The sequence below is a fragment of the Streptomyces sp. NBC_00859 genome (genome assembly GCF_045161865.1).
In the GTDB taxonomy this organism is placed as follows: Bacteria; Actinomycetota; Actinomycetes; order Streptomycetales; family Streptomycetaceae; genus Streptomyces.
Genome location: NZ_CP108826.1, coordinates 2,955,611 through 2,980,727, shown reverse-complemented (window position 1 = coordinate 2,980,727; position 25,117 = coordinate 2,955,611). Strand labels below are relative to the sequence as shown.

The window sequence follows — 25,117 nt, the reverse complement described above, 5'->3', positions numbered from 1 at the left end:
TGCGGTGTTCGGGCCATCGTGTGCTCATTCCTATCGTCGGCCGCGGCGGGCGGGCAGAAACCTTCTGGACCGCCGCGCCGGGTGGGCGAGGGTCCCGGGCGGGTACAGCACGTCCAGCGCCGTGCCCTCCCCGTCCCCCCGGTCTGCCCACCCGTGCGACCAGTCGAGCCGGTCCCGCGCCCACACCCGTACCCGCCGGAACCGCCCTGGCTCGGGCATCCCGGCCGAGTCGTCCGGGCAGGGGGCGGTCTCGGTCTCGGTCTCGGCCAGGATCCGGGCCAGCACCCGCTCGGCCATCGTCTGGGCGGCCGTCGTCTGCGCGGCCGTCATCCGGGCGGCCGTCGACGGTCCGCCCGTCAGTCGGTCGGCCGGGCCGTCCGCGCCCAGTTCACCGAGCCGTCGCCCCAGGGCCCTCAGCTCCTCAGGCAGCCCGGGGCCGGGCTGCCTGCGGCGTGCGCCCAGGGCGCGGTCGCCACGGTCCGCCGTGTCCTGTCTGTCGCGCCGGTCATCCCCGGCTCCCCAGTCGTGCACAGCCCTCACCTCGCCTCATCGCTCCCGCCCCGCCATCGCTCCCACTCCGGTCACATCTCCCAACCCGGTCCCTGCTCCTGCGGCCGTCTCTCCAGTGGCTGTCCCTTGCCCCACCTCCGTCACCTCGCCGTCCGGTGGCGGGAGCAGTTTGCTCAGCTTCTTCAGGGCGCGGTTCAGCCGTGACTTCACCGTGCCCCGGGGCCAGCCCAGCGCCTCCGCCGTCTCCGCCTCGTCCATCTCCAGCAGATAGCGGTACGTCACAACGAGCCGCTGCTCGGCGCTCAGCCGGTCCAGCGCCGCCAGGAGCAGCGTCCGGCGCTCCTCCCGGAGCACGGCCGCCGCAGGATCTGCCGACTCCGGTATCAGCGGCTCAGCCCCCGACAGCGCGGCCTCGCGCCCCGCAGCCGATCGCAGCCGGACCGCGGAGCGCAGCGCGTTCCGCGTCTCGTTCATGACGATCCGCAGCAGCCAGGGCCGGAACGCCGCGCCCGGCTTGAAGCGGTCCAGTGCCCGGTAGGCCTTGAAGAAGGCCGACTGCACCACATCCTCCGCATCCGCGCCGGCCCCGAAAGCGGCCGCCGCGCGGAGTGCGATACCTGTGTACGCACGCACCAGCTCGGCGTACGCCTGGGCGTCTCCGGCCCGCACGCGCGCAATCACCTCGGCCTCGTCGGCGACAGCGACGTGGCTCCCCTCCCGCGTTCTCACATGTTTCATACACCGCGCGACGGAGATCGGTTCCGCACCTGAGAGAATGCTGTACATGGCCTCAGACCGTCCCCGGGTGCTCTCCGGGATCCAGCCCACGTCAGGCTCGTTCCACCTCGGCAATTACCTGGGCGCCGTGCGCCAGTGGGTGGCCCTGCAGGAGACGCACGACGCGTACTACATGGTGGTCGATCTGCACGCGATCACCGTCCCGCAGGACCCCGCCGAGCTGCGGGCGAACACCCGGCTCGCGGCCGCTCAGCTGCTCGCGTCCGGGATCGACCCCGAGCGCTGCACCCTCTTCGTGCAGAGCCATGTGCCCGAGCACGCCCAGCTCGCCTGGATCATGAACTGCCTGGCCGGGTTCGGCGAGGCCTCGCGCATGACCCAGTTCAAGGACAAGTCGGCCAGGCAGGGAGCCGACCGTGCGACCGTCGGCCTCTTCACATACCCGATCCTGCAGGTCGCCGACATCCTGCTCTACCAGGCCAACCAGGTCCCCGTGGGCGAGGACCAGCGCCAGCACATCGAGCTGACCCGCGACCTCGCCGACCGTTTCAACACCCGGTTCGGCGAGACCTTCACGGTGCCGGAGCCGTACATCCTCAAGGAGACGGCGAAGATCTACGACCTCCAGGACCCCTCGGCCAAGATGAGCAAGTCGGCGGCCTCGCCCAAGGGCCTGATCAGCCTGCTCGACGAGCCCAAGGTCTCGGTGAAGAAGGTCAAGAGCGCGGTGACCGACACGGAAACGGTGATCCGCTACGACCCGGTGGCGAAGCCCGGTGTCTCGAATCTGCTGACCATCAACTCGACGCTCACCGGCACGAGCATCGCCGATCTGGAGCAGCAGTACGAGGGCAAGATGTACGGCGCGCTCAAGACCGACCTCGCCGAGATCGTCGCCGACTTCGTCACACCCTTCAGGGCTCGCACACAGGAGTATCTGGACGACCCGGAGACGCTGGACTCCCTGCTCGCCAAGGGAGCGGAGAAGGCCCGTACGGTCGCCGCCGAGACCCTGGCCCAGACGTACGAGCGCATGGGTCTGCTGCCTGCCAAGCACTGACCCGGGCCTGTGACCTTGGACTCTGGTCACAGCGGCGGCAGGCCCGCCACACTGCTCACAGCAATGTCCGGCATGGATTCCGGAAGCATCCGACAGCGGAGGAGAACGACGTGGGGACCGTAACGCTCGGCGTTTCGATCGCGGTCCCGGAGCCGTACGGCAGCCTGCTCCAGGAGCAGCGTGCGGGCTTCGGGGACTCTGCCGCGCACGGTATCCCGACGCACGTCACTCTCGTCCCGCCGACAGAGGCCGACTCGGCCTCGCTGCCCGCGATCGAGGCGCACCTCTCATCGGTCGCGGCGGCGAACCGGGCGTTCCCGATGCGGCTGTACGGCACGGGAACGTTCCGGCCGCTCTCGCCGGTCGTCTTCGTGCAGGTGGTGACGGGCGGTTCGGCCTGCTCCTGGCTTCAGCAGCAGATCAGGGACCCGTCGGGGCCGCTGGTGCGCGAGCTCCAGTTCCCGTACCACCCGCATGTGACGGTTGCCCATGCCATCTCCGACGAGGAGATGGACCGGGCGTACGAGGCGCTGTCCGCCTTCGAGGCGACGTGGACCTGCGGCTCCTTCGCGCTGTACGAGCAGGGGCCGGACGCGGTGTGGCGGAAGCTGCGCGAGTACGCGTTCGGCGGCGGGGGCGGCGTCGTTCCCGGCCCCAGCGTGTCGCGCGAAGCGCCCGCGGCCCCGTCCCTGCCGTAGGGCCCGCAGGGCCGGCCCGCGGCCCCGCCGGAACCTTCCGGCCGGGGCCGCGAGGCGTCCGCTAGACCGGCAGCCGCCTGAACAGTGGCCTCGGGACGTGCCGCAGCGCCGACATCACCACCCGCAGGGTGCCCGGGACCCAGACGGTCTCCGACCGGCGCCGCAGACCGGTCTCGATGGCCAGCGCGACCGCCTCCGGCGTGGTGGCCATGGGGGCCTCCTCAAGACCCGCCGTCATCTTCGAGCGTACGAAGCCGGGGCGGACGACCATCACGTGCACACCCGTCCCGTGGAGCGCGTCGCCGAGCCCCTGGGCGAAGGCGTCCAGGCCCGCCTTGCTCGATCCGTAGATGAAGTTGGCCCGGCGGGCCCGTTCGCCCGCCACCGACGAGAGCACGACCATCGAGCCGTGGCCCTGCGTCTGGAGGGACTTGGCGCAGATCAGGCCCGCTGAGACCGCACCGGTGTAGTTGGTCTGCGCGACCCGGACGGCCGACAGCGGGGCGCTCTCGTCACGGGCCTGGTCGCCCAGTACGCCGAAGGCCAGCAGCACCATGTCGATGTCGCCCTCCGCGAAGACCTTCCCCAGCACCTCCTCGTGGGAGCCGGGGTCGAGCGCGTCGAAGGCGGCCGTGCGGACGTCGGCGCCTAGCGTACGCAGGTGGGCGGCGGCCGAGTCGAGGGCGGGGGAGGGGCGCCCGGCAAGCCAGACCGTCCTGGTCCGGCGGGTCACCAGGCGGCGGGCCGTGGCCAGGGCGATCTCGGACGTACCGCCGAGGATCAGCAGGGACTGGGGGGCACCGAAGGCGTCTTTCATGGGGCTGTTTCCTCGCGGTCGGGGGTCGGGGGTCGGGATCGGGGGCCTGCTGGCCGGGGTGCGGTGGTGTGTTCCGGGGTTCCGGGCGGGGCGGGCCTGGCCTTCGGAGCCGGGGCCGGGGCCGGAGCCGGATCCGGAGACGGACCGCTGTCAGAGGCCGAGCCGGCGGGAGAGGTCGGATGTGAACACGGCACCCGGGTCCAGTTCGGCGCGCAGCGCCCGGAAGTCGGCCAGCCGCGGGTACATCGCGGCCAGCAGATCGGGGCGCAGCCGGGAGTCCTTCGCCAGGTAGACACGGCCACCGGCCCCCGCCACCTCTTCGTCCAGCTCGTCGAGGAACGCCCCGAGTCCGCTGAGGGTCGCCGGGATGTCGAGGGCGAGCGTCCATCCGGGCACCGGAAACGAGAGCCAGCCGGGATCGGCTTCGCCGAAGCGCTTCAGGACCGCCAGGAACGAGGGGCAGCGGCGCCGGGAGATGCGTCCCACGATCCGGCGCAGCGTCTCCTCCTGCCCGTACCCGACGACGAACTGGTACTGGACGAAGCCGCCGCGCCCGTAGATCCGGTTCCAGTGCGGGACCGCGTCGAGGGGGTGGAAGAAGGCAGGGAGCCGCTGGATCTCGCCGGTCCGAAGACGCGGTGCCCTGCGGTACCAGAGTTCGTTGAAGAGCGAGACGGAGGCGCGGCTGAGCAGCCCCTCCGGAATGAACGGCGGGGGCGCGGGGAGCGTGGCGGTCCGGAAGGACAGCGGCGCACGCCGGGCGCGTGCCGGGAGCGCGTCCAGGGGTGCGTGGTCGCCGCGGGTGAGTACCGAGCGTCCGGTGGCAGCGCCCCGCGCCAGCAGGTCGATCCAGGCCACCGAGTAGCGGTAGCGGTGGTCGGTGGCCGTGAGCCGGGCCATCAGGTCGTCGAGGTCCGTGGCCCGCTCGGTGTCCACCGACATCAGGGACGTCCGCACCGGAAGGAGTTGGACCGTCGCGGTGAGGATGACGCCGGTCAGTCCCATCCCCCCGGCGGTCGCGTCGAAGAGCGCGGACCCCGGGGCGGCCGTGTGCACCGTGCCGTCCGCCGTCAGCAGGTCCAGCGAGCGCACGTGCCGGGAGAAGGAGCCCGACACGTGGTGGTTCTTGCCGTGGATGTCCGCGCCGATCGCGCCGCCCACCGTGACGTACCTGGTGCCCGGTGTCACCGGTACGAACCACCCGAGCGGCAGCAGCACCTCCATCAGCCGGTGCAGGCTCACCCCCGCGTCACAGACCACGGTTCCGGCGTCGGCGTCGACCGAGTGGATCCGGTCGAGCCCGGTCATGTCGAGCACGGCGCCCCCCGCGTTCTGCGCGGCGTCACCGTAGGCCCGGCCCAGACCGCGGGCGATCGAGCCGCGCGCCCCGCAGCCGAGCACCGCTGCCGCCGCCTCCTCGTACGTACGCGGGCGGACCAGCAGCGATGTCGACGGCGCGGTGCGGCCCCAGCCGCTCACCGAGCGCACGGAACTCATGGCGGGCACGGAGCGCGCGGGACTCACGGGGCGCTCCGGGCTCGTGGCGCGCACCGTGCTCACGGGGGCGGTGCCGGGCATGGACGCGGTGGTTTCGGCAGACATGGAGTAGACCGTATCGCCCGAATACGCGGGGAAATGGGTGATTGAGGGAGTGTCAACCAGTATGGCCGTGATTATTGGGCAATGTCATATAAGAGCCTTCCGCCGTCGGGAAAGGGGTGAGCGTGTGCGGTCCATAGAAGCCGATCGCCGACTTCTGTCGGCGATGCGTGACTGCGGTACGGATCCGCGGGTCGGCGCCGCCGCGCGCGCCCTCTCCCTCTGCGGTGAGCACGGCGCGCTCTGGATCGCCGGCGGCCTCGCCGGCGCGGTCGCCGACCGTGACCGCCGCACCGCCTGGCTGCGGGCCACCGTGCTGATCGGCACGGCCCATCTGGCCAGCATGGTCGTCAAACGGGTGGTCCGCCGCCCCCGCCCCAGCCTCGCCGCCCGGCTGCCCCTCGTACGCACCGCGGGGCGCCACTCCTTCCCCAGCTCGCACGCCTCGTCCGCGGTGGCGGCCGCGGTCGCCTTCGGCGCACTGCGCCCCGCGGGCCACCGGCTCGTACCGCCGCTCGCCACCGCGATGTGCGTGTCCCGGCTGGTCGTCGGCGTGCACTACCCGACCGATGTCGCCGCAGGCGCCCTGCTCGGCGGGGTCACCGCCGGGCTCGGCGCGCAATGGATGCGAGGCGCTCATGTCCGAACTCTCTGACGCCCCCAGGATCACTCAGCTCCCCGCGCTCGCCGAGCGCGGAGCCACGGTCGAAGGCCCGCCGAGGCCCCCGCCACTCGCCGCGCCCGCCGGTCGGCACAGGGCGCTCGGGCTGCCACTGGGGCTGCTCAGGACCGCCCGCCCCCGGCAGTGGGTCAAGAACGTCCTGGTCGTCGCGGCGCCCGCCGCGGCCGGCGAGCCGCTCTCGCGCGGCGCGTCCGCCCAACTGGCTCTCATATTCGTGCTGTTCACGGCATCCGCTTCCGCCGTGTATCTGATCAACGACGCCAGGGACGCCGAGGCCGACCGGGCCCACCCCGTCAAATGCCGGCGGCCGGTGGCGGCAGGGCAGGTGTCCGTACCCGCCGCGTACACCGCGGGGGCGCTGCTCGCCGTGGCGGCCACCGCGGCGGCCGTCGTCCTCTGCAACGACATGACAGCCGCGCTGCTCTCCGCGTACATCACCATGCAACTCGCCTACTGCGTCAGCCTGAAGCATGTGCTGGTCGTCGATCTGACCGTGGTGACCACCGGGTTCCTCATGCGCGCGATGATCGGCGGAGTGGCACTCGGCATCCCGCTCTCACGCTGGTTCCTCATCACCGCCGGGTTCGGCGCCCTCTTCATGGTCGCCGCGAAGCGTTACTCCGAGGCCGTGCAGACGGAGGGCGACGGACGGACCCGCGCACTGCTCTCCCAGTACACCACCGGGTATCTGCGCTTCGTCTGGCAACTCGCGGCCGGTGTCGCCGTGCTCGCCTACTGCCTCTGGGCCATGGAGAGCAGCGGGCCGCCCGACAGCGGACTGCTGCCCTGGCGCCAGCTGTCCATGGTCCCCTTCATCCTGTCCATCCTGCGGTACGCCGTCTTCGCCGACCGCGGCACAGCGGGAGCCCCGGAGGACGTCATCCTGGGCGACCGCGCGCTCGCCGTGATCGGAGTCGTCTGGATCGCCATGTACGCGCTCACCGTCGCCGAGCTGTGACGGGCGGGACGGGCGCGAACGGAAGGGCGGGCCGGCGGTGACCCGCGGCAGGTGCCGAGGGGAGCGCGATACGTGAGGGCAGAGCCATGACCATCAGCCGCCGCGAGATCGCGGGCTTCGCGCTCGCCGGGAGCTGCGCGTACGCCGCGGACCTCGGCTTCTTCATCTGGCTGCGGGGCAGCGCGGGGTGGGACCCGATCACCGCCAAGGCGGTGTCGTTCCTCGCCGGCTGCACGGTCGCGTACCTGGGAAACGCCTTCGGTACGTACCGGGGGCGGCGGGTCGGCTGGCGCGAGTACACCGTCTTCTTCGGGGTGAACATCGCGGGCGCCGCCCTCCAGCTGCTGTGCCTCACCGTGTCGCACTACGGTCTGGGCCTCACATCCCCGCGCGCGGACACCCTGTCCGGCGCGGGCGTCGGCATGGCGCTCGCCACCGGCCTGCGCTTCTGGGGGACAAGAACGCTGGTATTCGGTGGTGAGGGTAGGCGTACGTCATGGACTGGCTGACGAAGCTCCCCGTAATCGGCCCCTGGGTGGCCCGGCTCATGCGTACGCATGCCTGGCGCTCGTACGAGACCCTCGACCGGGCCCACTGGACGAGGCTCGCCGCCGCGATCACCTTCGTCAGTTTCCTGGCACTCTTCCCACTGATCACCGTCGGCGCCGCGATCGGCGCCACCCTGCTCAGCCCCGCCCAGCTGCACACCATGCAGCACTCGCTCGCCCGGCAGGTGCCCGGCATCTCCGACCAGCTGGACCTCGACACACTCGTGCAGAACGCGGGCACGGTCGGGGTCGTCGCCGGGGCGCTGCTGCTCTTCACCGGCATCGGCTGGGTCGGCTCGATGCGCGACTGCCTGCGTGCGGTGTGGGAGATCGACAACGCCGACGAGGGCAACGCCGTCGTGCGCAAGCTCAAGGACGGCGGCATCCTCCTCGGGATGGGCGGGGCGGTCCTCGTCTCCTTCGGCGCTTCGGCCGTCGGATCCAGCGCGGTCAGCTGGACGGCCCACCGGATCGGCCTCGCGAACACCGGCTGGGGCAGTGCGCTCCTCCAGGGCGTGGCGTTCGCGCTCGCCGTACTCGCCGACTTCCTGGTGCTGCTGTACGTGCTGACCCTGCTGCCCGGCGTGGAACCTCCCCGGCGCAGACTGGTCACCGCCGGACTCATCGGCGCCTTCGGCTTCGAACTGCTCAAGCTGCTGCTCAGCGGCTATATGCGGGGCGTCGCGTCGAAGAGCATGTACGGCGCCTTCGGCGTCCCCATCGCCCTGCTGCTGTGGATCAGCTTCACGGTGAAGCTGCTCCTCTACTGCGCCGCCTGGACCGCGACGGGGCACTCCGACGACGAGGAGATCAGCGACGTGGAAAACGTCGTACCAGATCCGGCAGCGGCCAGCGCCGGTTCACCAGGAACACCGCGCCCGCCAACAGGAGCAACACCCCTGCACTGATCGCCAGGGCGGTGCCCACCCCGCTGGAGCGGCCCTTCTCCGACGCGGCGGCAGGCCCGGAACTGTGACCGGTCCCGGCTCCCCGGGTACCGCCCTTGCCCTCGTGCGCGGCTCCGCCGTTCTTCGCCGTACCTCCGGAGCGCCCCGCGGCGGCGCTGCTCCCCGGCGCGACCAGCTCACCGACCGGCGTGACCTTGCCCTCCGAGGCGAAGCCCCAGTCGAGCAGCCGCGCCGCCTCCTTGTACACGGCCTGGCTCTCGGCCGAGCTGGGCTTCATGACGGTGACGAGGAGCACGTGGCCGTCGCGCTCGGCGACCGCGGTGTAGGTGGCCCCGGCGTGCGTGGTGTTGCCGTTCTTCACGCCCGCTATCCCCTTGTACTGGGTGACGCCGTCGGCGCCGGTCAGCAGGCGGTTGGTGTTCTGGATCCCGAAGGTCTCGCGCTTCTTGCCCTTCTTCTTCACGCCGGGGAACTGCGCGGTGGCCGTCGAGCAGTACTCCCGGAAGTCCTTCTTCTGCAGGCCGCTGCGGGCGAAGAGCGTCAGGTCGTACGCACTGGAGACCTGCCCCGGTGCGTCGTAGCCGTCCGGTGAGACGACGTGGGTGTCCAGCGCCTGGAGGTCGTCGGCGTGCGCCTGCATGTCGCGGACGGTCTTCGGTACGCCATGGTTCATCGCGGCCAGCACATGCACCGCGTCGTTCCCCGAGCGCAGGAAGACCCCGAGCCACAGGTCGTGGACCGTGTAGGTGAGGTTCTCCTTGATGCCGACCAGGCTGCTGCCCTCACCCATGCCGGCGAGGTCGGACGGCAGCACCTTGTGGGTCTGCGTGGGCGGGAACTCCGGCAGGAGGGTGTCCGCGAGCAGCATCTTGAGGGTGGACGCGGGGGCCAGCCGCCGGTGCGCGTCGTGCGAGGCGAGTACGTCACCGGACTCGGCGTCGGCGACGATCCAGGACTCGCCGGAGAGGTCCTTCGGCAGCACCGGTGCGCCGGAGCCGAGCTGTACCTGGGTGCCCGTCCGCCCGAGGCGGGCGCCGCCGACCTGTGACCGTGAAGTCTTCGCGGAGCCCGGCGACGCCGTGGCGGAGGACTTCGGCGCGGACGGTTTCGGACCGGTGACGGTCGCGGCCGAAGCGGGCACGGCACAGAGGGCGGGCAGCAGCGCGGCGGCGGTGACCGCCAGCGCGGTCCTTATCGCGGTCTTCTCAACGGCAGGCACGGTGGTGAAAGTACAGGCAGTGCGCGGCGCCCCGACACCTCGGGGGCGCCTTCGTCCACCGCTACCCGGCGGCGCGGCGGTGGGCGCGGACGCCCCGGAGACCGATCACGCCGATCACCGTGCCCAGGATGAACGAGACGATGGAGAGGGCGAGATGGATCCACAGATAGGCGGTGGGCCTGCCGCCGTCGAACGCGAGCCCGCTCGCGTCCTCGAAGAGGTTCTTCGCGAAGGTCACCCAGACCACCCACGACCACACGCCGAACGCTGCGAGGAACCAGGAGGCGGTGCGGCTGAGCTTCACGGGTCGTCGTCCTTCGGGGCCGGGGCGGGCGTTCCTGCCAGTATGTGACCCCTGCCCGCGTGGCCCGCGAAGGGGGGTGCCCCTGTGCGGTCGGCCACACCGGCGGGCCGGGGCGGCTTCGGCAGGTGGCGTTCCCGTGCGTCAGGTGTTCACCGTCGCGGTGAACACCGCGATCACCGTCACCGGCCGGACAGCAGGACCAGAAAAACCGGTGGGGGCGATTCCCCGCGCGCTCCTGGCCCGCCCCGGCCGCCCGGTGCCGAGGGCGCGGCGGGCGCACGAAGGCCGGCCGGTCAGGACCTGAGGGCCGCCCTCCAAGTAGCCCTCGCTGCAGGCGGATCGGGTACCGGCGGAACCGGCACGGAGGGCGGAGGCGCCACGTCGCAGGCCCGTCAGGTCCGTCGCCGATCCACTCATGAAGGTTGCCTAACGACTTGGCCTCACGTGAAGATTTTCTCTTCCAGATGTGAATTTCGTGTGGTTGGGTTGGCGCCGACTTGGGTCTGACGCGTGACGGTCGGCGCGTCCACAGGGTGGGTTGAGGGGAACAGCACAATGCGTTCGATCCGAATGCGGATTCTCGCCATATGCGTCGTCCTGGCGTGTGCCGGTATCGGCGCTTGGCAGTTGCTTCCCGACGACGGCGGAAAGAAGGACCCGATCATCATCGGGACGACTGACGTCGTCACCTCCCTGGATCCGGCAGAGGCGTACGACGCCGGCTCGTGGGCCCTCTACAGCTCGCTGTACCAGTCGTTGATGTCTTTCAATGTCGGCTCGGCCACCCCGGTCCCCGATGCGGCGAGCAGCTGTGAATTCACCGACGACGCGTTGCGTACATTCTCCTGCACCATGCGTGACGGCCTGACATTCTCGAATGGCCACGAGGTCACGGCCGAGGACGCCGCATTCTCCTTCAACCGGGTCCTGCACATGAAGGACGGAAACGGCCCCGCGCCGCTGTACCCGACGCTCAAGAACGTCGATGTGTCCGGCAACAAGGTCATCTTCCACCTCAAGTCCCGTGACGCCACCTTCGCTTCGAAGATCGCGACGGGCGGTGGCGCGATCGTCGACCACACCGCGTACCCGCAGAACAAGGGGCGCAGAGGCAACACGGTCGTGGGTTCCGGCCCGTACGTGCTGAAGTCCTACAAGAGCGGCGTCAGCGCCCGCCTGGAGCCGAACCCGAAGTACAAGGGCGTCATCAAGAAGACCGGGGTCCCGGTCGAGGTCCGCTACTTCAAGCAGCCGGCCCAGCTCGACGCCGCGTGGAAGCACAAGGACATCGACGTCGCGCACCGGGTGATGACACCCGCGACGCTGGCGAAGCTCTCACCCAGTGACCCCGACGCGCACGTCAACGAGGCGACCGGCAGCGAGATCCGCAACCTGGTCTTCAACGTCCGCAAGGGTTCGGCCCTCGCGGACACCAAGGTGCGCCGGGCGGCGGCCGAGCTGGTCGACCGCGCGCAGCTGTCGGAGAAGGTCTACAGCGGTACGGTCGAGCCGCTCTACTCGCTGATCCCGCAGGGCTTCACCGGTCACACCACCGCCTTCTTCGACGCCTACCCGAAGGTCGACGTCGCGGCGGCCGGGCGGCTGCTCCAGCAGGCCGGTGTGCAGACCCCGGTGAAGTTCACCTACGCGTACTCCAGCACGAGCGTCACCGACGACGAGGCCCGGACGCTGAAGAAGCAGCTGGAGAAGGGCGGCCTCTTCAAGGTCCAGCTCGACGGGATGACCGACTGGAAGAAGTTCCAGGACGACTACCGGCTCGGCAAGTACGACGCGTACGCCGTCGGCTGGATCGCGGACTACCCGGACGCCGACAACTACACGCAGCCGCTCGTGGGCGCAGGCAACAGCCTCTACAACGGCTACGACAGCAAGGACGTCAACCGGCTGATCGCCCGCACCCAGCAGTACACCGACCGTGGCCGGACCTCGGACGACTTCAAGGCGATACAGGACGACGTCGCGGACGATGTGCCACTGGTCCCGCTCTGGCAGCGCAAGGACTACGTACTGTCCAGCAACGACGTGTCGGGCGGGCAGTACCTCTCCGACGGGACGGGTGTCTGGCGCATCTGGGAGCTCGGCTGGCTTTAGGGGTCCCCGCACTGTGCCCGCCCCGGGTCGCGGAGCTACCTGGACTCTCCGGCGCCTCGCGATACACGGCACCGGGCCATGCGACCTCGTCGGACGCTCATGGTGCGAGGACCCCTCAGGGGCCCTCGCGTGACGCTCACAGTGCAAGGACCCCTTGGTGCCGCGGCCCCCGGGGTCAGGTCCGTTTGCGCGCGGTCGCCGTTTCCGCCATCCCCGGCAGGAAGTCGGTGAACAGCTCGTGCACCTCGTGGACGAGCGGGCGCAGCACCCGGAAACGGGCCAGTGCGATGCCCCGGGTGGTGAGCCGCGCCCCGCGTGCCGCGAGCCGCCTGCTCCGCTCGCGCTCCGGTGACCGGTCGAAGACCCAGTACAGGACCAGCCCCATCTGGGAGAGCCACATCAACTCCGGCAGTACGTCGGCCAGATCGCCGGGGATCTTCGCCCTGGCGCCGGTGAGTACTTCCCGGTGGATGGAGATGGCCAGCTCGCGGGCGGACTCCGACTCGGCCGAGAAGGGGCTCAGCGGGCTCTCCGGGTCGGCCGCGTTCTTGAAGAACTGGGCGGCGAACTCGTGGTACGGCGCCGCGACATCGAGCCAGGCCGTCAGTACCCCGGCGAGCCTCGTCTCCAGATCCGTCTCGTGATCGAGTACGTCCCGCACCGCAGCCCGGTGCTCCGCGCCGATACGGTCGTAGAACCCCTGGATCAGGTGTTCCTTGCCGGAGAAGTAGTAGTACGCGTTCCCGACGGAGACCCCGGCCTCCCGCGCGATGACCCGCATCGTCGTCTTGTCGTAACCGCGCTCCTGGAAGAGCCGGAGCGCGGTTTCGAGGATGAGCGTCCGGGTCTGCTCGCTCTTGGGGGGCTTCGCATCAGTCACGGTGCCCGAGCCTAACCGGGGACCGCGCACCGCTCGCCGCAGGGCGGCGCTGTGACATCGCGGTACTTGGCGGCGGTGAGCATCGCGACCCTGACGAAGGGCGCGCCCGCCGGGGTGGCCAGCCAGTGGGCCTTGGGCCGGTGGGCGGCGAGCGCCCACAGGCAGACGATCCACGCGGCGGGCCCCCGGTAGATCTGTCCCCGGTCGCCGATGACCGTGATCTCCCGCAGGGTGCTGTGGTGGTCGAGCCCGGGGTACCGCTCCCTGGCCGCGGCCGACGCGGCGGGCACCAGATCGAGCGGGACGAGCTGGCGCTGCCCGCGCAGCCAGTGCCGCAGGTGGACGCAGAGCGGGCACTGCGCGTCGTACAGCACGGTGAGTTTCCTGACTGCGGTGTCACCGGAGTGGAGAGCTGGGTGGCTCATCGCCGTCAGGCCCCGGCGCCCGGCGTGAGCCAGCCCTGCGGCGGCACCGGCGGCGTCTGCTCGCGGTCCATGATGCCGCGCCGGCGGAACTTGTTGAGTGCGTAGACGTTGCCGAGGTGCATTCCGCCGAGGACGAGCAGCACCACGCCGAGCTTCGTCGACAGCGCGTCGAAGACACCCCGGGCGTCGGTGACGGTGCTGCCGTCCTGGAGGTACAGGGCCACGAATCCCAGGTTCACCAGGTAGAACCCCACCACCAGAAGGTGGTTGACGGCCTCGGCGAGCTTCTCGTTCCCCTTCAGTACATCGGCGAGGAAGACCCGCCCGTGGTGGCTGAGTGTCCGGGCCACCCAGACGGTCAGCGCGACGCTGATCACCAGGTAGATGACGTACGTGACAACTGTGAGGTCCATGCCCCACGCTCCTTTGAACGTGTTCAAAAGCTGATGTCCTGGACTGTAGACCTTCTCTTGAACATGTTCAACACAGGGGTGTGCTGCTTCGGTTCGGAGGGATGCTGTTCAACTCCGGCCCGCAGGACAGGACATGGCAGAGGCCGCCCGGTGCGGGCCGGGCGGCCTCTGGGTGGTACGGGGTGGGCCCGCGGGGCGGTACGGCCCGGCGCTCGCCCTGCAGGGCGCTCAGTGACCGGCGTAGGTGAGCAGACCCCGCACGTGCGGGAACGTCCGGGGCCCGGTTGCCGGGCAGCCGTACCCGGGGGCGGAGCCGGGGCGGCCGTAGCCCGGCGGGGGAGGGGCGGCCGCTGCGGACCCCACTCGTGGCGCCGTCCTGCGCGTAGGGATTCTGGTCGCTCGTCCCGGTGGTCCCCGTTTCTCTGCCCTGTACGACACAGAAACCCGGCACAGCGGAAAGCCCGAGGGCCCCGCCGCCCGGAAGCCGGGAGGCGGGGCCCTCGTGGAGGTGACCTGGAGGGTCAGAAGCGGCGGGTGATGAGCGCGCGCTTGACTTCCTGGATGGCCTTCGTGACCTCGATACCGCGCGGGCAGGCGTCCGTGCAGTTGAACGTCGTGCGGCAACGCCACACGCCGTCCTTGTCGTTGAGGATCTCCAGGCGCTGCTCGCCGGCCTCGTCACGCGAGTCGAAGATGAAGCGGTGCGCGTTGACGATCGCAGCCGGGCCGAAGTACTGGCCGTCGTTCCAGAACACCGGGCAGGACGACGTGCACGCGGCGCAGAGGATGCACTTCGTGGTGTCGTCGAACCGCTCACGGTCCTCGGCGGACTGCAGACGCTCACGCGTCGGCTCGTTGCCGCTGGTGATGAGGAAGGGCATCACGTCGCGGTACGCCTGGAAGAACGGGTCCATGTCGACCACGAGGTCCTTGAGGACCGTGAGGCCCTTGATGGCCTCGATCTGGATCGGCTTCGACGGGTTGATGTCCTTGATCAGCGTCTTGCAGGCGAGCCTGTTCTTGCCGTTGATCCGCATCGCGTCCGAACCGCAGACCCCGTGCGCGCAGGAGCGGCGGAAGGTCAGCGTGCCGTCCAGCTCCCACTTGATCTTGTGGAGGGCGTCGAGCACACGCTCCTTCGGGTCGATCTCGACCTCGAAGTCCTGCCACTGCGACTCGTCCGAGACCTCCGGGTTGAACCGGCGGATCCGGAAGGTGGCCGTGATGAACGGGGTGTCGGCGAAGCCGGCCTCCGGCTTGCCGGCCCCGGTCTTGTCGGCGTCGTTGATGGTGGGGGTAGCCATTAGTACTTACGCTCCATCGGCTGGTAGCGGGTCTGGACGACCGGCTTGTAGTCGAGCCGGATCGACTCGGAGCCGTCGTCGCCCACCTCGCGGTACGCCATGGTGTGGCGCATGAAGTTGACGTCGTCGCGGTTCGGGAAGTCCTCGCGGTAGTGACCGCCGCGGGACTCCTTGCGCGCCAGGGCCGACGTCGCCATGACCTCGGCGAGGTCCAGCAGGTTGCCCAGCTCGATCGCTTCGAGCAGGTCGGTGTTGAAGCGGCGGCCCTTGTCCTGGACCGACACGTTCAGGTAGCGCTCGCGCAGCTCGGCGATCTTCTCGACGGCCGTCTTGATCGTCTGCTCGGTGCGGAACACCATCACGTTGGCGTCCATGCACTCCTGGAGCTCCAGGCGCAGCACGGAGACGCGCTCGGTGCCGGTGGCGTCGCGGAGCCGCTCGACCTGGGCCTCGACCTGCGCGGCCGGGTTCTCCGGAAGCTCGGCGTGGCCGTGCTTCGCGGCGTACTCGGCGGCGGCGATGCCCGACCTGCGCCCGAAGACGTTGATGTCGAGCAGCGAGTTGGTGCCCAGGCGGTTGGCGCCGTGCACCGAGACGCAGGCGACCTCGCCGGCCGCGTACAGGCCGGGCACGACCGTGGTGTTGTCCGCGAGGACCTCACCCTGGACGTTGGTCGGGATGCCGCCCATGGCGTAGTGCGCGGTGGGCTGGATCGGGATCGGGTCGGTGTACGGCTCGATGCCCAGGTAGGTCCGCGCGAACTCCGTGATGTCCGGGAGCTTGGCGTCCAGCTGCTCCGGCGGGAGGTGCGTCAGGTCGAGGTACACGTGGTCACCGGCGGGGCCGCAGCCGCGGCCTTCCCGGATCTCCGTGTAGATGGACCGGGAGACGACGTCACGGGACGCGAGGTCCTTCATGACCGGCGCGTACTTCTCCATGAAGCGCTCGCCGTCCTTGTTGCGGAGGATGCCGCCCTCACCGCGGGCGCCCTCCGTCAGCAGGATGCCCATGCGCCAGATGCCCGTCGGGTGGAACTGGAAGAACTCCATGTCCTCCAGGGGCAGACCGCGGCGGTAGCAGGCGGCCTGGCCGTCACCGGTCAGGGTGTGCGCGTTCGACGTGACCTTGAAGAACTTGCCGGTGCCGCCGGACGCGTAGATCACGGACTTCGCCTGGAAGACGTGGATCTCGCCGGTCGCCAGCTCGTAGGCCACGACGCCCGCGGAGGTCTTGACGCCGTCCACCTCGACCAGCAGCTGGTCCAGGACGTAGAACTCGTTGAAGAACTCCACACCCTCCTTGACGCAGTTCTGGTAGAGGGTCTGGAGGATCATGTGGCCGGTGCGGTCCGCGGCGTAGCAGGCGCGGCGGACCGGGGCCTCACCGTGGTTGCGCGAGTGACCGCCGAAGCGGCGCTGGTCGATCTCCCCGGCGGGCGTCCGGTTGAACGGCAGGCCCATCTTCTCCAGGTCGAGGACCGCGTCGATGGCCTCCTTCGCCAGGATCTCGGCGGCGTCCTGGTCGACCAGGTAGTCGCCGCCCTTGATCGTGTCGAAGGTGTGCCACTCCCAGTTGTCCTCCTCGACGTTGGCGAGGGCCGCGGCCATGCCGCCCTGGGCGGCGCCGGTGTGGGAGCGGGTCGGGTAGAGCTTCGTCAGCACGGCGGTGCGGCTGCGCTTCGTCGACTCGATGGCCGCGCGCATGCCGGCCCCGCCGGCGCCGACGATGACGGTGTCGTACTTATGGATCTTCATGATGAAAGCGCCTCGGTCCCGGGCTTCTAGGAGATGTTCGGGTCGAAGGTGAAGATCACCAGCGTGCCCAGCAGGATGGTGAACACCGTGGCGGTGTACAGCAGGCCCTTGAGCCACAGGCGCGTGTTGACGCGCTCCGCGTAGTCATTGATGACGGTACGGAGGCCGTTGGCGCCGTGAAGCATCGCCAGCCACAGCATCAGAAGGTCCCAGCCCTGCCAGAACGGCGAGGCCCAGCGGCCCGCCACGAAGGCGAAGCCGATCTTGGTCACACCGCCGTCGAGCACCAGCTGGATCAGCAGGTGACCGAGGACCAGGACGACCAGGACGATCCCGGAGAGGCGCATGAAGAGCCAGGCGTACATCTCGAAGTTGCCGCGAGTGGTCTTCGGCGTCTTCTTGGTGCGCGCGCGGGGGGCCTCGATGAGCGGCGCGGGGTGGTCGGCGTCGAAGAGGGAAGCACCCTCGACGGGGCCGACAGCGGCAGAGGTCTCAGCAGACATTCAGTCCTCAGCTCCCGAACAGTTCGCGTGCGGCGTGGCCGAGCACGGGGTAGATGGCCCCGATCATCAGCAAGACCCAGATGCCCACGACGGACCACAGCATCTGCTTCTGGTGGCGCGGGCCCTTGGACCAGAAGTCCACGGCGATGATGCGCAGGCCGTTCAGAGCGTGGAAGAGGATCGCTGCGACAAGGCCGTACTCAAGGACGCCCACGATCGGCGTCTTGTAAGTAGCGATGACCTTGTCGTAGTCCTCGGGGGAGATACGGACGAGAGCAGTGTCCAGGACGTGTACGAACAGGAAGAAGAAGATGAGGACGCCGGTGACTCGATGAGCCACCCAGGACCACATACCTTCCCGGCCGCGATACAGCGTTCCAGCCGGCACGGAAAAACCCTCCGGGAGCGGGGGACGGGGGTCATGCCGCCAGCTTCTCTCGCTGAGAGGAGCTGTGTCGGTCTGGCCCGGCCGGGTACGGTCCACCGGCCCTGGCCATCGTAGCGACGACTTGTCGGTTCCTTCGCCCGGGGGGTTGCGGTGTGATCAAACAGGCAATCAAACAGCCACGGACGGGCTACCGGCATGGCCCGGATCCGCCACAAGCCGGGCGATTCTCCCCCGGGCGAGTCGGCGCAGCTCGTCCGCGGCGACCGAACGCTCCTCGTCGGGCTCGTGCGAGAGCCGGGAACGGATGCCTGTGAGTACCTCGTCCAGGCGCTCGGACGGGCGGAAGGCGTCGAGGCAGATCACGAAAGAGTGACCGAAGCGGCTCTCGTACGCGGCGTGCGCCGCGCTCAACGCGGTGTGCGCCGCCCGCGGGGCTCTGCTGTGGAGCAGCCCGGACGCCCGTTCTCCCGCCAGGGCTTGTGAGAGCTCGGCCGGAGACAGGTCGTAGCTCGCCTCGTCGCAGGCCGCCAGCAGTGCGGTCAGGTCGGGGTACGGGCGGTGTGCGGCCAGCCGCTGGGCCCACCGGGGGCTGGCGCAGCAGCCGAGCAGGGCGCTCTCCGCGGCGCCGGCGGGGGCGGCGTTGAACCGGTGAAGTCCGGAAGGCCCACGGTTCTGTCCCGGTATGGCTGGGCGTGCCGGGCCGTCGGTTCTGTGGTGGAGTGACGGCGGTCGCATCGGAGGGCCGGCGTGGGACTCGCTGGACAGCGTGGGCTCCTCGAACACGACAGGAGGGTCGGATGACGGCGGTGAATGAGCCGCAACGCTATCGATGTCGGGCGTTGAGTGTCCGACGGATGCGCGATTTTCACCCGGAAGGGAGAGTTTCAAGGCGCGTGATGGACGAATTGGCTGCCATTTCATCCTGGCTCAGCCCTGCATGGGAGGTTTCGGACTGATGAGGAAATTCAACGCACCGGTTCCCGTGGCCGTGGGCCTGACCGTCACGGCTGCCGCCGTCGCGCTCGCCGTCACGGTCTGGCCGGACGACGACACGTACGGCGGAAGCGGCCCGGCGGGCCGCGGCTCGGCGGTGACAGCTCCCTCGTCCGATCCCTCGGCGGCGAAGAACTACCCGATCTCGGCGGCGCCGCGCGCCATCCCGTCGGTGAACGAGCACGGCCCGGCGCGAGGCCCCGGCTGGAGTCCCGGCAAGGGCTCCCGGGTCCTGGTGGACAAGGGATGCAAGGGCCTCACCGACGAGGGCAAGCTGCTCGCGCGCGAACTGAAGCTCGGTTACGCGTACGGCGGCACGGCCCGCGCGGGCGACATCGAGCTCGCTCTCGAGCCGGACAAGAAGGCGCCCCGCGAGTCGTACACCCTCAGCGCCCGCGACAGCCGGGTGCGGATCACCGGGCCCGACGAGGCCGGGGTCTTCTACGGCACGCGGACCCTCAAGCAGTCCGTGAAGGCCGACGGGAAGGTGCCCGAGGGGGTCGTCCACGACAAGCCCGCCACCACGCAGCGGCGGCTCAACCTGGACATCGCCCGCAAACCCTTCGACGCCGCCTGGATCGAGGACCGCGTACGGGAGATGGCCGACCTCAAGCTGAACCAGCTGGGGCTGCACTTCTCGGACGACCAGGGGTTCCGTATCGCTTCCACGTCGCACCCCGAGGTGGTCTCACCGGACCATCTCACCGCGGCCCAGGTTCACAGGATCGTCTCGCTGGCGTCGAGTCTGCACATCAGCGTCGTCCCGGAGATCGACTCGCCAGGACACCTGGGCGCTGTGATCAAGGCTCACCCGGACCTGCAGCTGAAGACGGCGGACGGGACCCCCGTCAAGGGCGCCGTCGACGTGTCGAACCCGAAGGCGGCGCATATCGTCGACTCGCTGCTGCGGGAGTACATGAAGGTCTTCCCCGGCCGGTACTGGAACGTCGGCGGTGACGAGTACCAGGCGCTGACGGTGAAGAGTCCGGAGACGTCCTTCCCGCAGCTGGCCGCCCTGGCCCGGAAGAAGTACGGCTCGAAGGCCACCGTCCAGGACCTGGCGGTGGCCTGGCTGAACGACCGTGCCAAGGTCATCAGCAAGGCGGGAAGGACGCCGCAGGCGTGGAACGACGGGTTCTTCCGCGGCGGTGTGGTGAAGGCCGACCCCTCGCTCCAGGTCGAGTACTGGACGGGCAAGGAGTTCGGGGTGCGGCCGCCCGCGGAGTATCTGAGCGCGGGGCGCCGGATGGTGAACCTCAACGACGAGTACCTGTACTACGTGCTGGGGCAGCCCAACGACTTCACCTACCCGACCGGCAAGCGCATCTACGAGCAGTGGACCCCGCGGGTGGTGCGCGGCACCGCGGCGGTGCCCGCCAAGTACGCGCACCTCATCGAGGGCGGCGGCTTCGCCGTCTGGGGCGACTTCCCGAACGCCCAGACCCCGGCGCAGGTCGCGGCGGGGATCAGGATGCCGCTCGCCGCGACGGCCCAGAAGCTCTGGAGCGCGGACAAGCCGAAGCTGACGTGGGGCCAGTTCTCCGCGCTGGCGGCGAAGCTGGACCGACCGGTGCACTGACCGGCGCGCATGACCGCGGCCCCCGGGACCTGAAACCGTTCCCGGGGGCCGCGGTCATGCGCACGGCCGGTCCGCGGCGGCCGGGCGGAGTCCCCCTAACGGATGTATCGGCGCGGCCCCGGGGCGGACACGAGACGCGCAGGTCAGGGCGGCTGTGTCGGGCCAACCCGGGTTACTCCGAGTGACCTGTGGATTGCGCAGGGTATTCAACCGTTTGCACGGTGTCGGTGAACACTTCCCGCACTTCCGAAAGGAAACGCCTTCCATGCGCATGTCCCCGAAGGCCGGCTCTCTCGTCTCGTCCGCCGTCTGCGGCGCCCTCGCCCTCGGTATAGCGGGCCCGGCGGCCCACGCGGCAGCCGGTGGCCCCCGCGCGGCCCGCCCGGTGAGCGCCCCGGCGGCCCCGGTGCCGGGAGCCGGAAAGCTGCTGAGCCAGTCGAAGCTGCTGGGAGAGGCCGGCGGTGTCCTGGCGCCCGTGACGGATCTGCTCGACGCCGTACTGAGAGCCCCGGCGGGCAGGCTTCCGGCCGCGGACGCCACGAAGCTGGCCGACCCGGTCAAGGGGGCCCTGGCGAGGGTCACCGAAGGGGCCCTCGCGGCGCCGGCGGCTCCCGGCATCCCGGGCGGCGTGACCGGAGTCTCCGGGGCTCCCTCGGCGCCCGACCCCGGCGCCGCGCTCAAGGCCAAGGCGGCGGGCGACCTTCAGGGCAAGGTCGACTCCCTCGTCGAGGCGTCCACGACCGGCAGTTCGGCGGAGGTCGCGGCGGCGGTCCAGGCCGTGGTCACCTCCCAGGTGAACGTCCTCGTCGCCACCGTGCTCGGTGGCGGCCTCCCGGCCGCGAACCTGCCGGGTCTCCCCACCCTGCCGACGGTGCCCGGCGTCCCGCGGGTGCCGGCTGTCGCGCCGGGCGGGCCGACCTGATCCCGGCGCCGGCGTCACTCCGCGGGAGAAGGTCCGAGGCACCCAGGGAAGGAGCCATGGGCTCCCGCTGTCCGGGTGCGGGCCGGGTGCGGGTCCTGGGTGGTCTTCGCCACTCCGCAGGCGTCGGCGTCCGGCGCCCCGTAGCGTCCAGGGATGGACTTCAACATCACCGCGGAGGAAGAGGCGCTGCTCCTCCGTATCCGCGAGCACCTGCACGCAGGCAGCACGCCCCGCGAGGACGACCTGGCGGCGGAGCTCGGCGACGAGGTGCGGGGGCAGGTGCGCAGCCTCGGCACGCGTGGCTGGCTCGTCGTGAGACCCGCCCCGGACGGCACCGTCTACGTCGAGGGGCTCTCCTCCCTCGCGGAGTCGGCCCTGTCGAACCGCCGGGACGTGGGCGACCAGTAGCCCCTCCGGCGGCGGCCGTCAGACGAGCAGCCGCAGCAGGTGTGCGCAGGCGTCCGGTTCGGTGTCGTACCGGCCGATCGCCTCGGACAGGCCGCGTTCGTACGCGCCGGTCTCCCACGCTCCGCCGTCCCCGGTCCGCTGGAGATAGAGGAAGTCGGTTGGCGTGGGGACCGGCTCATGGACCCCCTCGATGCGGTAGTAGCCGTCGGGCACCCCCGCGTCGCGCAGCGCGGCGTGCAGTTCGTGGCGGTCCATGGCGCCGCTACTCGCCGGCCGCAGCCGTGTGGCCGAGGTAGTCGTGGTCGAGCAGCCACTTCACGTTCAGCCGCTGGCCCTCGCCCGGGTTCAGGAACACCGGGTCGAGCTTGATCTGCCGGCCGTTGCCGGGCTGCTCGAACCACGGGGCGATCCCGCCCTGCCACACCCAGAACGGCTTGGTCACCCGGTAGACGTGGTAGTCGCAGGGCGTCGCGGCGTCACGGGTGTTGAGGCTCTGCGGCGGCAGCGCGCGCTTGGCGTACGAGTCGCCCGCGGGGGCCAGATAGGAGCCGTACTCGGAGCCGAAGCGGTCCAGGCGCTCGCCGGTGCGCAGCTTCTCCGGCTCCTTGTCCACCTTCCCGTTGACCTCCTTGAACCCGTCGTTCGGCGGGTACTTCCAGCTGCCCGAGTCGGCGGGGCCCTCCCAGTACTTCTTCAGGAAGTCGGCGGACGACAGCTTCCCGGTCCGGTGGTACCCCGTGAGCAGCGGTCCCACCGGCTTCTCGTGCCTCGACGGGAGCAGCTGCGGGCCGAGCCGGGCGTCACTGCGGAACTCTCCCGAGCAGGGGGCGGGTTGCGGCCCGGGTGCCGCCGTCCTGTCCGGGTGCTGCTGCGGAGCGGTGCTCGCGGCTGCTGGGGCCGCCGCGGTCGCCGCGGTGACGGTCAGTGCGGCGAGTACGGTGCGCATTCGGTTCACTCAAGCTCCCCATGTCTCCTGAAGGCCCGTGCCGGGCCGCACTACGCACGGTAGTGGATCGATTACCGAGCGCGGACCCGGATGGGGGAGTTGGTGCGGTGAATGAATGGAGGTGGGGGAGCGCGCTGTGGGGTGGATACGCGGGGGCGTATGCGCCGGATGATCTGACGGTGTGTGTTTTGTCCCTTTTAGGTAAAGTCGCGAAGGTTCTCCGGACATCGGAACGGGCTCGGTCCAGAGTGTGGTTGTCCGGCACAGAGCCGGATTTCATCTGCACCATGCGTGAGCCGACCGGCGCGCGCATGCCCTGATCTGGGGGTTCCATGTCGTCCTTGTCTTCTGGTTCCCGTCTCGCCGCAGCCGTACTGGCGTCCGGGGCCCTTATGGCCGCCGCCTTCCCGGCAGCGGCCACCGGCCACCACCCCGCCCCGCGTCCGCAGCGGTCGGCCGTGGCGGTGGGCGTCGTCCACCACGTCGACAGCCACGGCCGCGGTCACCGCCCCGGCGACCGGGCGAACGCCGAGTGGATCACGGTCACCAACAACTCCCGCAGGCCGGTCGAGCTGCGGGGCTGGACCCTGACCGACGCGCAGCACCACTCGTACCGCTTCCACGCGCTGCGTCTCGGCGCGCACAAGTCGGTCAAGGTCCACACCGGCCGCGGCCGTGACACCTGGAACGACGTCTACCAGAACCGCCGCTCGCCGATCTGGGACCGCGTCGACACGGCGACCCTGCGCGACGCGCGGGGCCACGTCGTGGACACCGAGCGCCTGGGGCACCGTCACCACTGACGGCTGAGGTGACATCAGGTGCGCCGCGAGTGGGCCCGCTCGCGGCGCACTGCTGTGTACGCCCGTGGGGCCGGGGCGAGTTCATCTCATCCGTCTCTCACGCCGGCCTTATCCAGCCATCACGTGCGGGTCTTACTTTCGCCGCATGTTCTTCACCTACCTCCGGCGCGAGCTGCGCCGACGCAGAAAGGCGGCGCTCGTCGTCGCCTCGGGGCTGGCCCTCGGTATTGCGCTGGTCATCGTCGTCAGTTCGGTCTCCGCGGGGATGGGCCGGGCACAGGACAAGGTCCTGCAGTCGCTGTACGGCCTCGGTACGGATATGACGGTCACGAAGGCCGAGGCTCCGGCCGGGACCGCCGGAGGCAACGCGCGGCCCAAATTCCAGTTCGGCGCCAAGGGCAGCGGCGACGACTCGAAGCAGAGCAGTGACCGGGTGACGGTGCAGGGCTTCCAGACCCTGACGTCGGCGACCGTGAGCAAGGTCGGCGCGCAGCACGGTGTCTCCGGCGCCGTCGGCGGGCTCAGCCTCAACGTGCTGAAGGTCGACGGGCAGTTCAAGCGCGGCGAGTACAAGCAGCGGCCAGGCAGCGGCTCCACCGGCCGCGGGGGCAGGGGCGGCGGAGCCCCGCAGGGTCAGGTCCAGGGCGGCGGCGCCAACTTCGACGTCGACTCGTACACCGTGTACGGCACGGACGTGGCCCACCTCGGCCTCGGCCCGCTGACCTCCTCGAAGATCACCTCGGGACGGACCTTCACCAGCGCGGAGACCGACGCGAAGGTCGCCGTGGCCGACGCCTCGTACGCCGCGAAGAAGAAGCTCAGGACCGGTTCCACCGTGACCGTCAAGTCGGTCGCGTACAAGATCGTGGGTGTCGCCACCCCCGACAGCGGGGACGCCGCCGCCAACCTCTACCTGCCGCTGAAGCAGGCCCAGACCCTCGCCGGGGCCAAGGACAAGGTCACCACGGTGTACGTCCAGGCCGCCGACTCGCAGCAGATCTCCGGCGTGAAGTCGACGATCCAGAAGAACGTTCCCGGCACCACGGTCACCACATCCGCCGATCTCGCGGACACCGTGTCGGGCTCCCTCTCCACCGCGTCCGACCTCGCCACCAGCGTCGGCAAGTGGCTGTCGATCGCGGTCCTGATCGCCGCCTTCCTGGTGGCAGGCCTGCTCACCTCGTCGGCCGTCAGCCGCCGGGTGCGGGAGTTCGGCACGCTGAAGGCGCTCGGCTGGAAGAGCGGCCGTGTCACCGGCCAGGTCGTCGGTGAGGCACTCGTCAACGGGCTGCTCGGCGGTGTCATCGGGATCGCGCTCGGGCTGGGCGGCGCGTACCTGGTGACCGCCATCAGCCCCACCCTGTCGGCGTCGGTCGGTGCGTCCGGCGGCGGCGGGGGTGGCGGCGGCTTCGGCGGCGGTATGCGAGGCGGCTTCGGCGGGGGCAGGCAGGCCGCGTCGAAGGCCATCGACATCGCGCTCACCGCACCCGTCCAGGTCTCCACCATCGGCGTCGCGGTGGCCCTCGCGGTGGCCGGAGGACTCATCGCGGGTGGCTTCGGTGGCTGGCGCGCCTCACGGCTGCGTCCCGCGGACGCCCTGCGCCGCGTCGAATAGCGCCCCCCGCCACTGCGGCGCACCCCTTCTT

28 protein-coding genes are annotated in these 25,117 nt (G+C 70.3%); 12 read left to right on the top strand and 16 right to left on the bottom strand.

Going from position 1 to position 25,117, the window contains the following annotated elements; translation table 11 throughout:
• Positions 1–30: 30 nt before the first annotated feature.
• Positions 31–531: a hypothetical protein gene (locus tag OG584_RS12715; RefSeq protein ID WP_405777962.1), complete on the bottom strand. Its 501-nt coding sequence runs from the start codon at positions 529–531 to the stop codon at positions 31–33.
• A 15-nt stretch (positions 532–546) separates the two neighbouring features.
• Positions 547–1,248 (bottom strand): RNA polymerase sigma factor, encoded by a 702-nt coding sequence (locus tag OG584_RS12710; RefSeq protein ID WP_405777961.1) that lies wholly within the window; start codon positions 1,246–1,248, stop codon positions 547–549.
• Between the two features lie 46 nt (positions 1,249–1,294).
• Here OG584_RS12710 and trpS point away from each other — a divergent pair, with 46 nt between their 5' ends.
• Positions 1,295–2,308: a tryptophan--tRNA ligase gene (gene trpS, locus OG584_RS12705; RefSeq protein WP_405777960.1), complete on the top strand. Its 1,014-nt coding sequence runs from the start codon at positions 1,295–1,297 to the stop codon at positions 2,306–2,308.
• Positions 2,309–2,418: 110 nt separating this feature from the next.
• A complete protein-coding gene (locus OG584_RS12700; protein WP_405777959.1) occupies positions 2,419–3,006 on the top strand; it encodes a 2'-5' RNA ligase family protein in 588 nt (195 codons plus the stop codon).
• A gap of 61 nt (positions 3,007–3,067) precedes the next feature.
• Here the strand turns inward: OG584_RS12700 and OG584_RS12695 are convergent, their stop codons facing one another.
• Entirely contained in the window at positions 3,068–3,823 is a 756-nt protein-coding gene (locus OG584_RS12695) for a decaprenylphospho-beta-D-erythro-pentofuranosid-2-ulose 2-reductase (RefSeq protein WP_405777958.1), read from the bottom strand.
• A gap of 150 nt (positions 3,824–3,973) precedes the next feature.
• The gene (locus OG584_RS12690) at positions 3,974–5,320 is read right to left on the bottom strand and encodes an FAD-binding protein (RefSeq protein ID WP_405784022.1); all 1,347 of its coding nucleotides are present in this window, start codon (positions 5,318–5,320) and stop codon (positions 3,974–3,976) included.
• Positions 5,321–5,588: 268 nt separating this feature from the next.
• Between OG584_RS12690 and OG584_RS12685 the strand changes: the two genes are divergently transcribed.
• The 4 genes from OG584_RS12685 to OG584_RS12670 all read left to right on the top strand — a co-directional run bounded on the left by OG584_RS12685 (position 5,589) and on the right by OG584_RS12670 (position 8,518).
• The gene (locus OG584_RS12685; protein WP_405784020.1) at positions 5,589–6,077 is read left to right on the top strand and encodes a phosphatase PAP2 family protein; all 489 of its coding nucleotides are present in this window, start codon (positions 5,589–5,591) and stop codon (positions 6,075–6,077) included.
• Positions 6,061–7,062 carry a decaprenyl-phosphate phosphoribosyltransferase gene (locus tag OG584_RS12680; RefSeq protein WP_405777957.1) on the top strand — a complete coding sequence of 334 codons (1,002 nt, stop codon included), beginning with the start codon at positions 6,061–6,063 and terminating at the stop codon, positions 7,060–7,062. Before OG584_RS12685 ends, OG584_RS12680 begins: the two co-directional genes overlap by 17 nt.
• Positions 7,063–7,148: 86 nt before the next feature.
• Positions 7,149–7,571: a GtrA family protein gene (locus OG584_RS12675; RefSeq protein ID WP_405777956.1), complete on the top strand. Its 423-nt coding sequence runs from the start codon at positions 7,149–7,151 to the stop codon at positions 7,569–7,571.
• Positions 7,559–8,518 carry a YihY/virulence factor BrkB family protein gene (locus OG584_RS12670; protein ID WP_405777955.1) on the top strand — a complete coding sequence of 320 codons (960 nt, stop codon included), beginning with the start codon at positions 7,559–7,561 and terminating at the stop codon, positions 8,516–8,518. The genes OG584_RS12675 and OG584_RS12670 overlap by 13 nt, the downstream gene beginning before the upstream one ends.
• On the opposite strand, the gene OG584_RS12665 is transcribed toward OG584_RS12670, so the two are convergent.
• Both OG584_RS12665 and OG584_RS12660 read right to left on the bottom strand, forming a co-directional pair.
• Positions 8,421–9,737 carry a D-alanyl-D-alanine carboxypeptidase family protein gene (locus OG584_RS12665; RefSeq protein WP_405777954.1) on the bottom strand — a complete coding sequence of 439 codons (1,317 nt, stop codon included), beginning with the start codon at positions 9,735–9,737 and terminating at the stop codon, positions 8,421–8,423. The genes OG584_RS12670 and OG584_RS12665 overlap by 98 nt on opposite strands.
• A 61-nt stretch (positions 9,738–9,798) precedes the next feature.
• The gene (locus OG584_RS12660) at positions 9,799–10,041 is read right to left on the bottom strand and encodes an SCO4848 family membrane protein (protein WP_405777953.1); all 243 of its coding nucleotides are present in this window, start codon (positions 10,039–10,041) and stop codon (positions 9,799–9,801) included.
• Positions 10,042–10,596: 555 nt separating this feature from the next.
• Between OG584_RS12660 and OG584_RS12655 the strand changes: the two genes are divergently transcribed.
• Positions 10,597–12,153 carry an ABC transporter substrate-binding protein gene (locus OG584_RS12655; protein WP_405777952.1) on the top strand — a complete coding sequence of 519 codons (1,557 nt, stop codon included), beginning with the start codon at positions 10,597–10,599 and terminating at the stop codon, positions 12,151–12,153.
• Between the two features lie 175 nt (positions 12,154–12,328).
• Here the strand turns inward: OG584_RS12655 and OG584_RS12650 are convergent, their stop codons facing one another.
• The 8 genes from OG584_RS12650 to OG584_RS12615 all read right to left on the bottom strand — a co-directional run bounded on the left by OG584_RS12650 (position 12,329) and on the right by OG584_RS12615 (position 18,555).
• Complete coding sequence (locus OG584_RS12650) at positions 12,329–13,033, bottom strand: TetR family transcriptional regulator (protein ID WP_405777951.1); 705 nt, start codon at positions 13,031–13,033, stop codon at positions 12,329–12,331.
• Positions 13,034–13,044: 11 nt separating this feature from the next.
• Entirely contained in the window at positions 13,045–13,458 is a 414-nt protein-coding gene (locus OG584_RS12645; protein WP_405777950.1) for a thiol-disulfide oxidoreductase DCC family protein, read from the bottom strand.
• A 5-nt stretch (positions 13,459–13,463) separates the two neighbouring features.
• Entirely contained in the window at positions 13,464–13,871 is a 408-nt protein-coding gene (locus OG584_RS12640) for a hypothetical protein (protein ID WP_405777949.1), read from the bottom strand.
• A 521-nt stretch (positions 13,872–14,392) separates the two neighbouring features.
• Positions 14,393–15,175: a succinate dehydrogenase iron-sulfur subunit gene (locus OG584_RS12635; RefSeq protein ID WP_405777948.1), complete on the bottom strand. Its 783-nt coding sequence runs from the start codon at positions 15,173–15,175 to the stop codon at positions 14,393–14,395.
• Positions 15,175–16,929: a succinate dehydrogenase flavoprotein subunit gene (sdhA, locus tag OG584_RS12630; RefSeq protein ID WP_405777947.1), complete on the bottom strand. Its 1,755-nt coding sequence runs from the start codon at positions 16,927–16,929 to the stop codon at positions 15,175–15,177. Before sdhA ends, OG584_RS12635 begins: the two co-directional genes overlap by 1 nt.
• A 26-nt stretch (positions 16,930–16,955) precedes the next feature.
• Positions 16,956–17,432, bottom strand: coding sequence for a succinate dehydrogenase hydrophobic membrane anchor subunit (locus tag OG584_RS12625; protein ID WP_405777946.1), 477 nt, complete (start codon positions 17,430–17,432; stop codon positions 16,956–16,958).
• Positions 17,433–17,439: 7 nt separating this feature from the next.
• Complete coding sequence (gene sdhC / locus OG584_RS12620) at positions 17,440–17,820, bottom strand: succinate dehydrogenase, cytochrome b556 subunit (RefSeq protein WP_164258559.1); 381 nt, start codon at positions 17,818–17,820, stop codon at positions 17,440–17,442.
• Between the two features lie 168 nt (positions 17,821–17,988).
• On the bottom strand, positions 17,989–18,555 hold the full coding sequence (locus tag OG584_RS12615) for a 2-oxo-4-hydroxy-4-carboxy-5-ureidoimidazoline decarboxylase (RefSeq protein WP_405784019.1): 567 nt from the start codon (positions 18,553–18,555) through the stop codon (positions 17,989–17,991).
• Positions 18,556–18,775: 220 nt separating this feature from the next.
• On the opposite strand from OG584_RS12615, the gene OG584_RS12610 reads away from it, so the two are divergent.
• The 3 genes from OG584_RS12610 to OG584_RS12600 all read left to right on the top strand — a co-directional run bounded on the left by OG584_RS12610 (position 18,776) and on the right by OG584_RS12600 (position 21,722).
• A complete protein-coding gene (locus OG584_RS12610; RefSeq protein WP_405777945.1) occupies positions 18,776–20,392 on the top strand; it encodes a beta-N-acetylhexosaminidase in 1,617 nt (538 codons plus the stop codon).
• Between the two features lie 265 nt (positions 20,393–20,657).
• Entirely contained in the window at positions 20,658–21,314 is a 657-nt protein-coding gene (locus tag OG584_RS12605; RefSeq protein WP_405777944.1) for a hypothetical protein, read from the top strand.
• Between the two features lie 153 nt (positions 21,315–21,467).
• Positions 21,468–21,722 carry a hypothetical protein gene (locus OG584_RS12600; RefSeq protein ID WP_405777943.1) on the top strand — a complete coding sequence of 85 codons (255 nt, stop codon included), beginning with the start codon at positions 21,468–21,470 and terminating at the stop codon, positions 21,720–21,722.
• A gap of 18 nt (positions 21,723–21,740) precedes the next feature.
• Here OG584_RS12600 and OG584_RS12595 read toward each other — a convergent pair whose 3' ends face one another.
• Both OG584_RS12595 and OG584_RS12590 read right to left on the bottom strand, forming a co-directional pair.
• A complete protein-coding gene (locus tag OG584_RS12595) occupies positions 21,741–21,977 on the bottom strand; it encodes a hypothetical protein (RefSeq protein WP_405777942.1) in 237 nt (78 codons plus the stop codon).
• A gap of 7 nt (positions 21,978–21,984) precedes the next feature.
• Entirely contained in the window at positions 21,985–22,677 is a 693-nt protein-coding gene (locus tag OG584_RS12590) for a TNT domain-containing protein (protein ID WP_405777941.1), read from the bottom strand.
• 323 nt (positions 22,678–23,000) lie between these two features.
• Here OG584_RS12590 and OG584_RS12585 point away from each other — a divergent pair, with 323 nt between their 5' ends.
• Complete coding sequence (locus OG584_RS12585) at positions 23,001–23,471, top strand: lamin tail domain-containing protein (protein WP_405777940.1); 471 nt, start codon at positions 23,001–23,003, stop codon at positions 23,469–23,471.
• Positions 23,472–23,616: 145 nt separating this feature from the next.
• Entirely contained in the window at positions 23,617–25,086 is a 1,470-nt protein-coding gene (locus tag OG584_RS12580; RefSeq protein ID WP_405777939.1) for an ABC transporter permease, read from the top strand.
• Positions 25,087–25,117 lie beyond the last annotated feature (31 nt).

Bases quoted from the DNA above. Each gene is read 5' to 3' on its own strand.
- OG584_RS12615 (WP_405784019.1), bottom strand. From the start codon at position 18,555: ATGCGACCGCCGTCACTCCACCACAGAACCGACGGCCCGGCACGCCCA.
- OG584_RS12685 (WP_405784020.1), top strand. From the start codon at position 5,589: ATGCGTGACTGCGGTACGGATCCGCGGGTCGGCGCCGCCGCGCGCGCC.
- OG584_RS12625 (WP_405777946.1), bottom strand. From the start codon at position 17,432: ATGTCTGCTGAGACCTCTGCCGCTGTCGGCCCCGTCGAGGGTGCTTCC.
- OG584_RS12680 (WP_405777957.1), top strand. From the start codon at position 6,061: ATGTCCGAACTCTCTGACGCCCCCAGGATCACTCAGCTCCCCGCGCTC.
- OG584_RS12655 (WP_405777952.1), top strand. From the start codon at position 10,597: ATGCGTTCGATCCGAATGCGGATTCTCGCCATATGCGTCGTCCTGGCG.
- trpS (WP_405777960.1), top strand. From the start codon at position 1,295: ATGGCCTCAGACCGTCCCCGGGTGCTCTCCGGGATCCAGCCCACGTCA.
- OG584_RS12640 (WP_405777949.1), bottom strand. From the start codon at position 13,871: ATGGACCTCACAGTTGTCACGTACGTCATCTACCTGGTGATCAGCGTC.
- OG584_RS12695 (WP_405777958.1), bottom strand. From the start codon at position 3,823: ATGAAAGACGCCTTCGGTGCCCCCCAGTCCCTGCTGATCCTCGGCGGT.
- OG584_RS12595 (WP_405777942.1), bottom strand. From the start codon at position 21,977: ATGGACCGCCACGAACTGCACGCCGCGCTGCGCGACGCGGGGGTGCCC.
- OG584_RS12675 (WP_405777956.1), top strand. From the start codon at position 7,149: ATGACCATCAGCCGCCGCGAGATCGCGGGCTTCGCGCTCGCCGGGAGC.
- OG584_RS12670 (WP_405777955.1), top strand. From the start codon at position 7,559: ATGGACTGGCTGACGAAGCTCCCCGTAATCGGCCCCTGGGTGGCCCGG.
- OG584_RS12710 (WP_405777961.1), bottom strand. From the start codon at position 1,248: ATGAAACATGTGAGAACGCGGGAGGGGAGCCACGTCGCTGTCGCCGAC.
- sdhA (WP_405777947.1), bottom strand. From the start codon at position 16,929: ATGAAGATCCATAAGTACGACACCGTCATCGTCGGCGCCGGCGGGGCC.
- OG584_RS12600 (WP_405777943.1), top strand. From the start codon at position 21,468: ATGGACTTCAACATCACCGCGGAGGAAGAGGCGCTGCTCCTCCGTATC.
- OG584_RS12580 (WP_405777939.1), top strand. From the start codon at position 23,617: ATGTTCTTCACCTACCTCCGGCGCGAGCTGCGCCGACGCAGAAAGGCG.
- OG584_RS12605 (WP_405777944.1), top strand. From the start codon at position 20,658: ATGCGCATGTCCCCGAAGGCCGGCTCTCTCGTCTCGTCCGCCGTCTGC.
- OG584_RS12635 (WP_405777948.1), bottom strand. From the start codon at position 15,175: ATGGCTACCCCCACCATCAACGACGCCGACAAGACCGGGGCCGGCAAG.
- OG584_RS12610 (WP_405777945.1), top strand. From the start codon at position 18,776: ATGAGGAAATTCAACGCACCGGTTCCCGTGGCCGTGGGCCTGACCGTC.
- OG584_RS12585 (WP_405777940.1), top strand. From the start codon at position 23,001: ATGTCGTCCTTGTCTTCTGGTTCCCGTCTCGCCGCAGCCGTACTGGCG.
- OG584_RS12645 (WP_405777950.1), bottom strand. From the start codon at position 13,458: ATGAGCCACCCAGCTCTCCACTCCGGTGACACCGCAGTCAGGAAACTC.
- OG584_RS12690 (WP_405784022.1), bottom strand. From the start codon at position 5,320: ATGAGTTCCGTGCGCTCGGTGAGCGGCTGGGGCCGCACCGCGCCGTCG.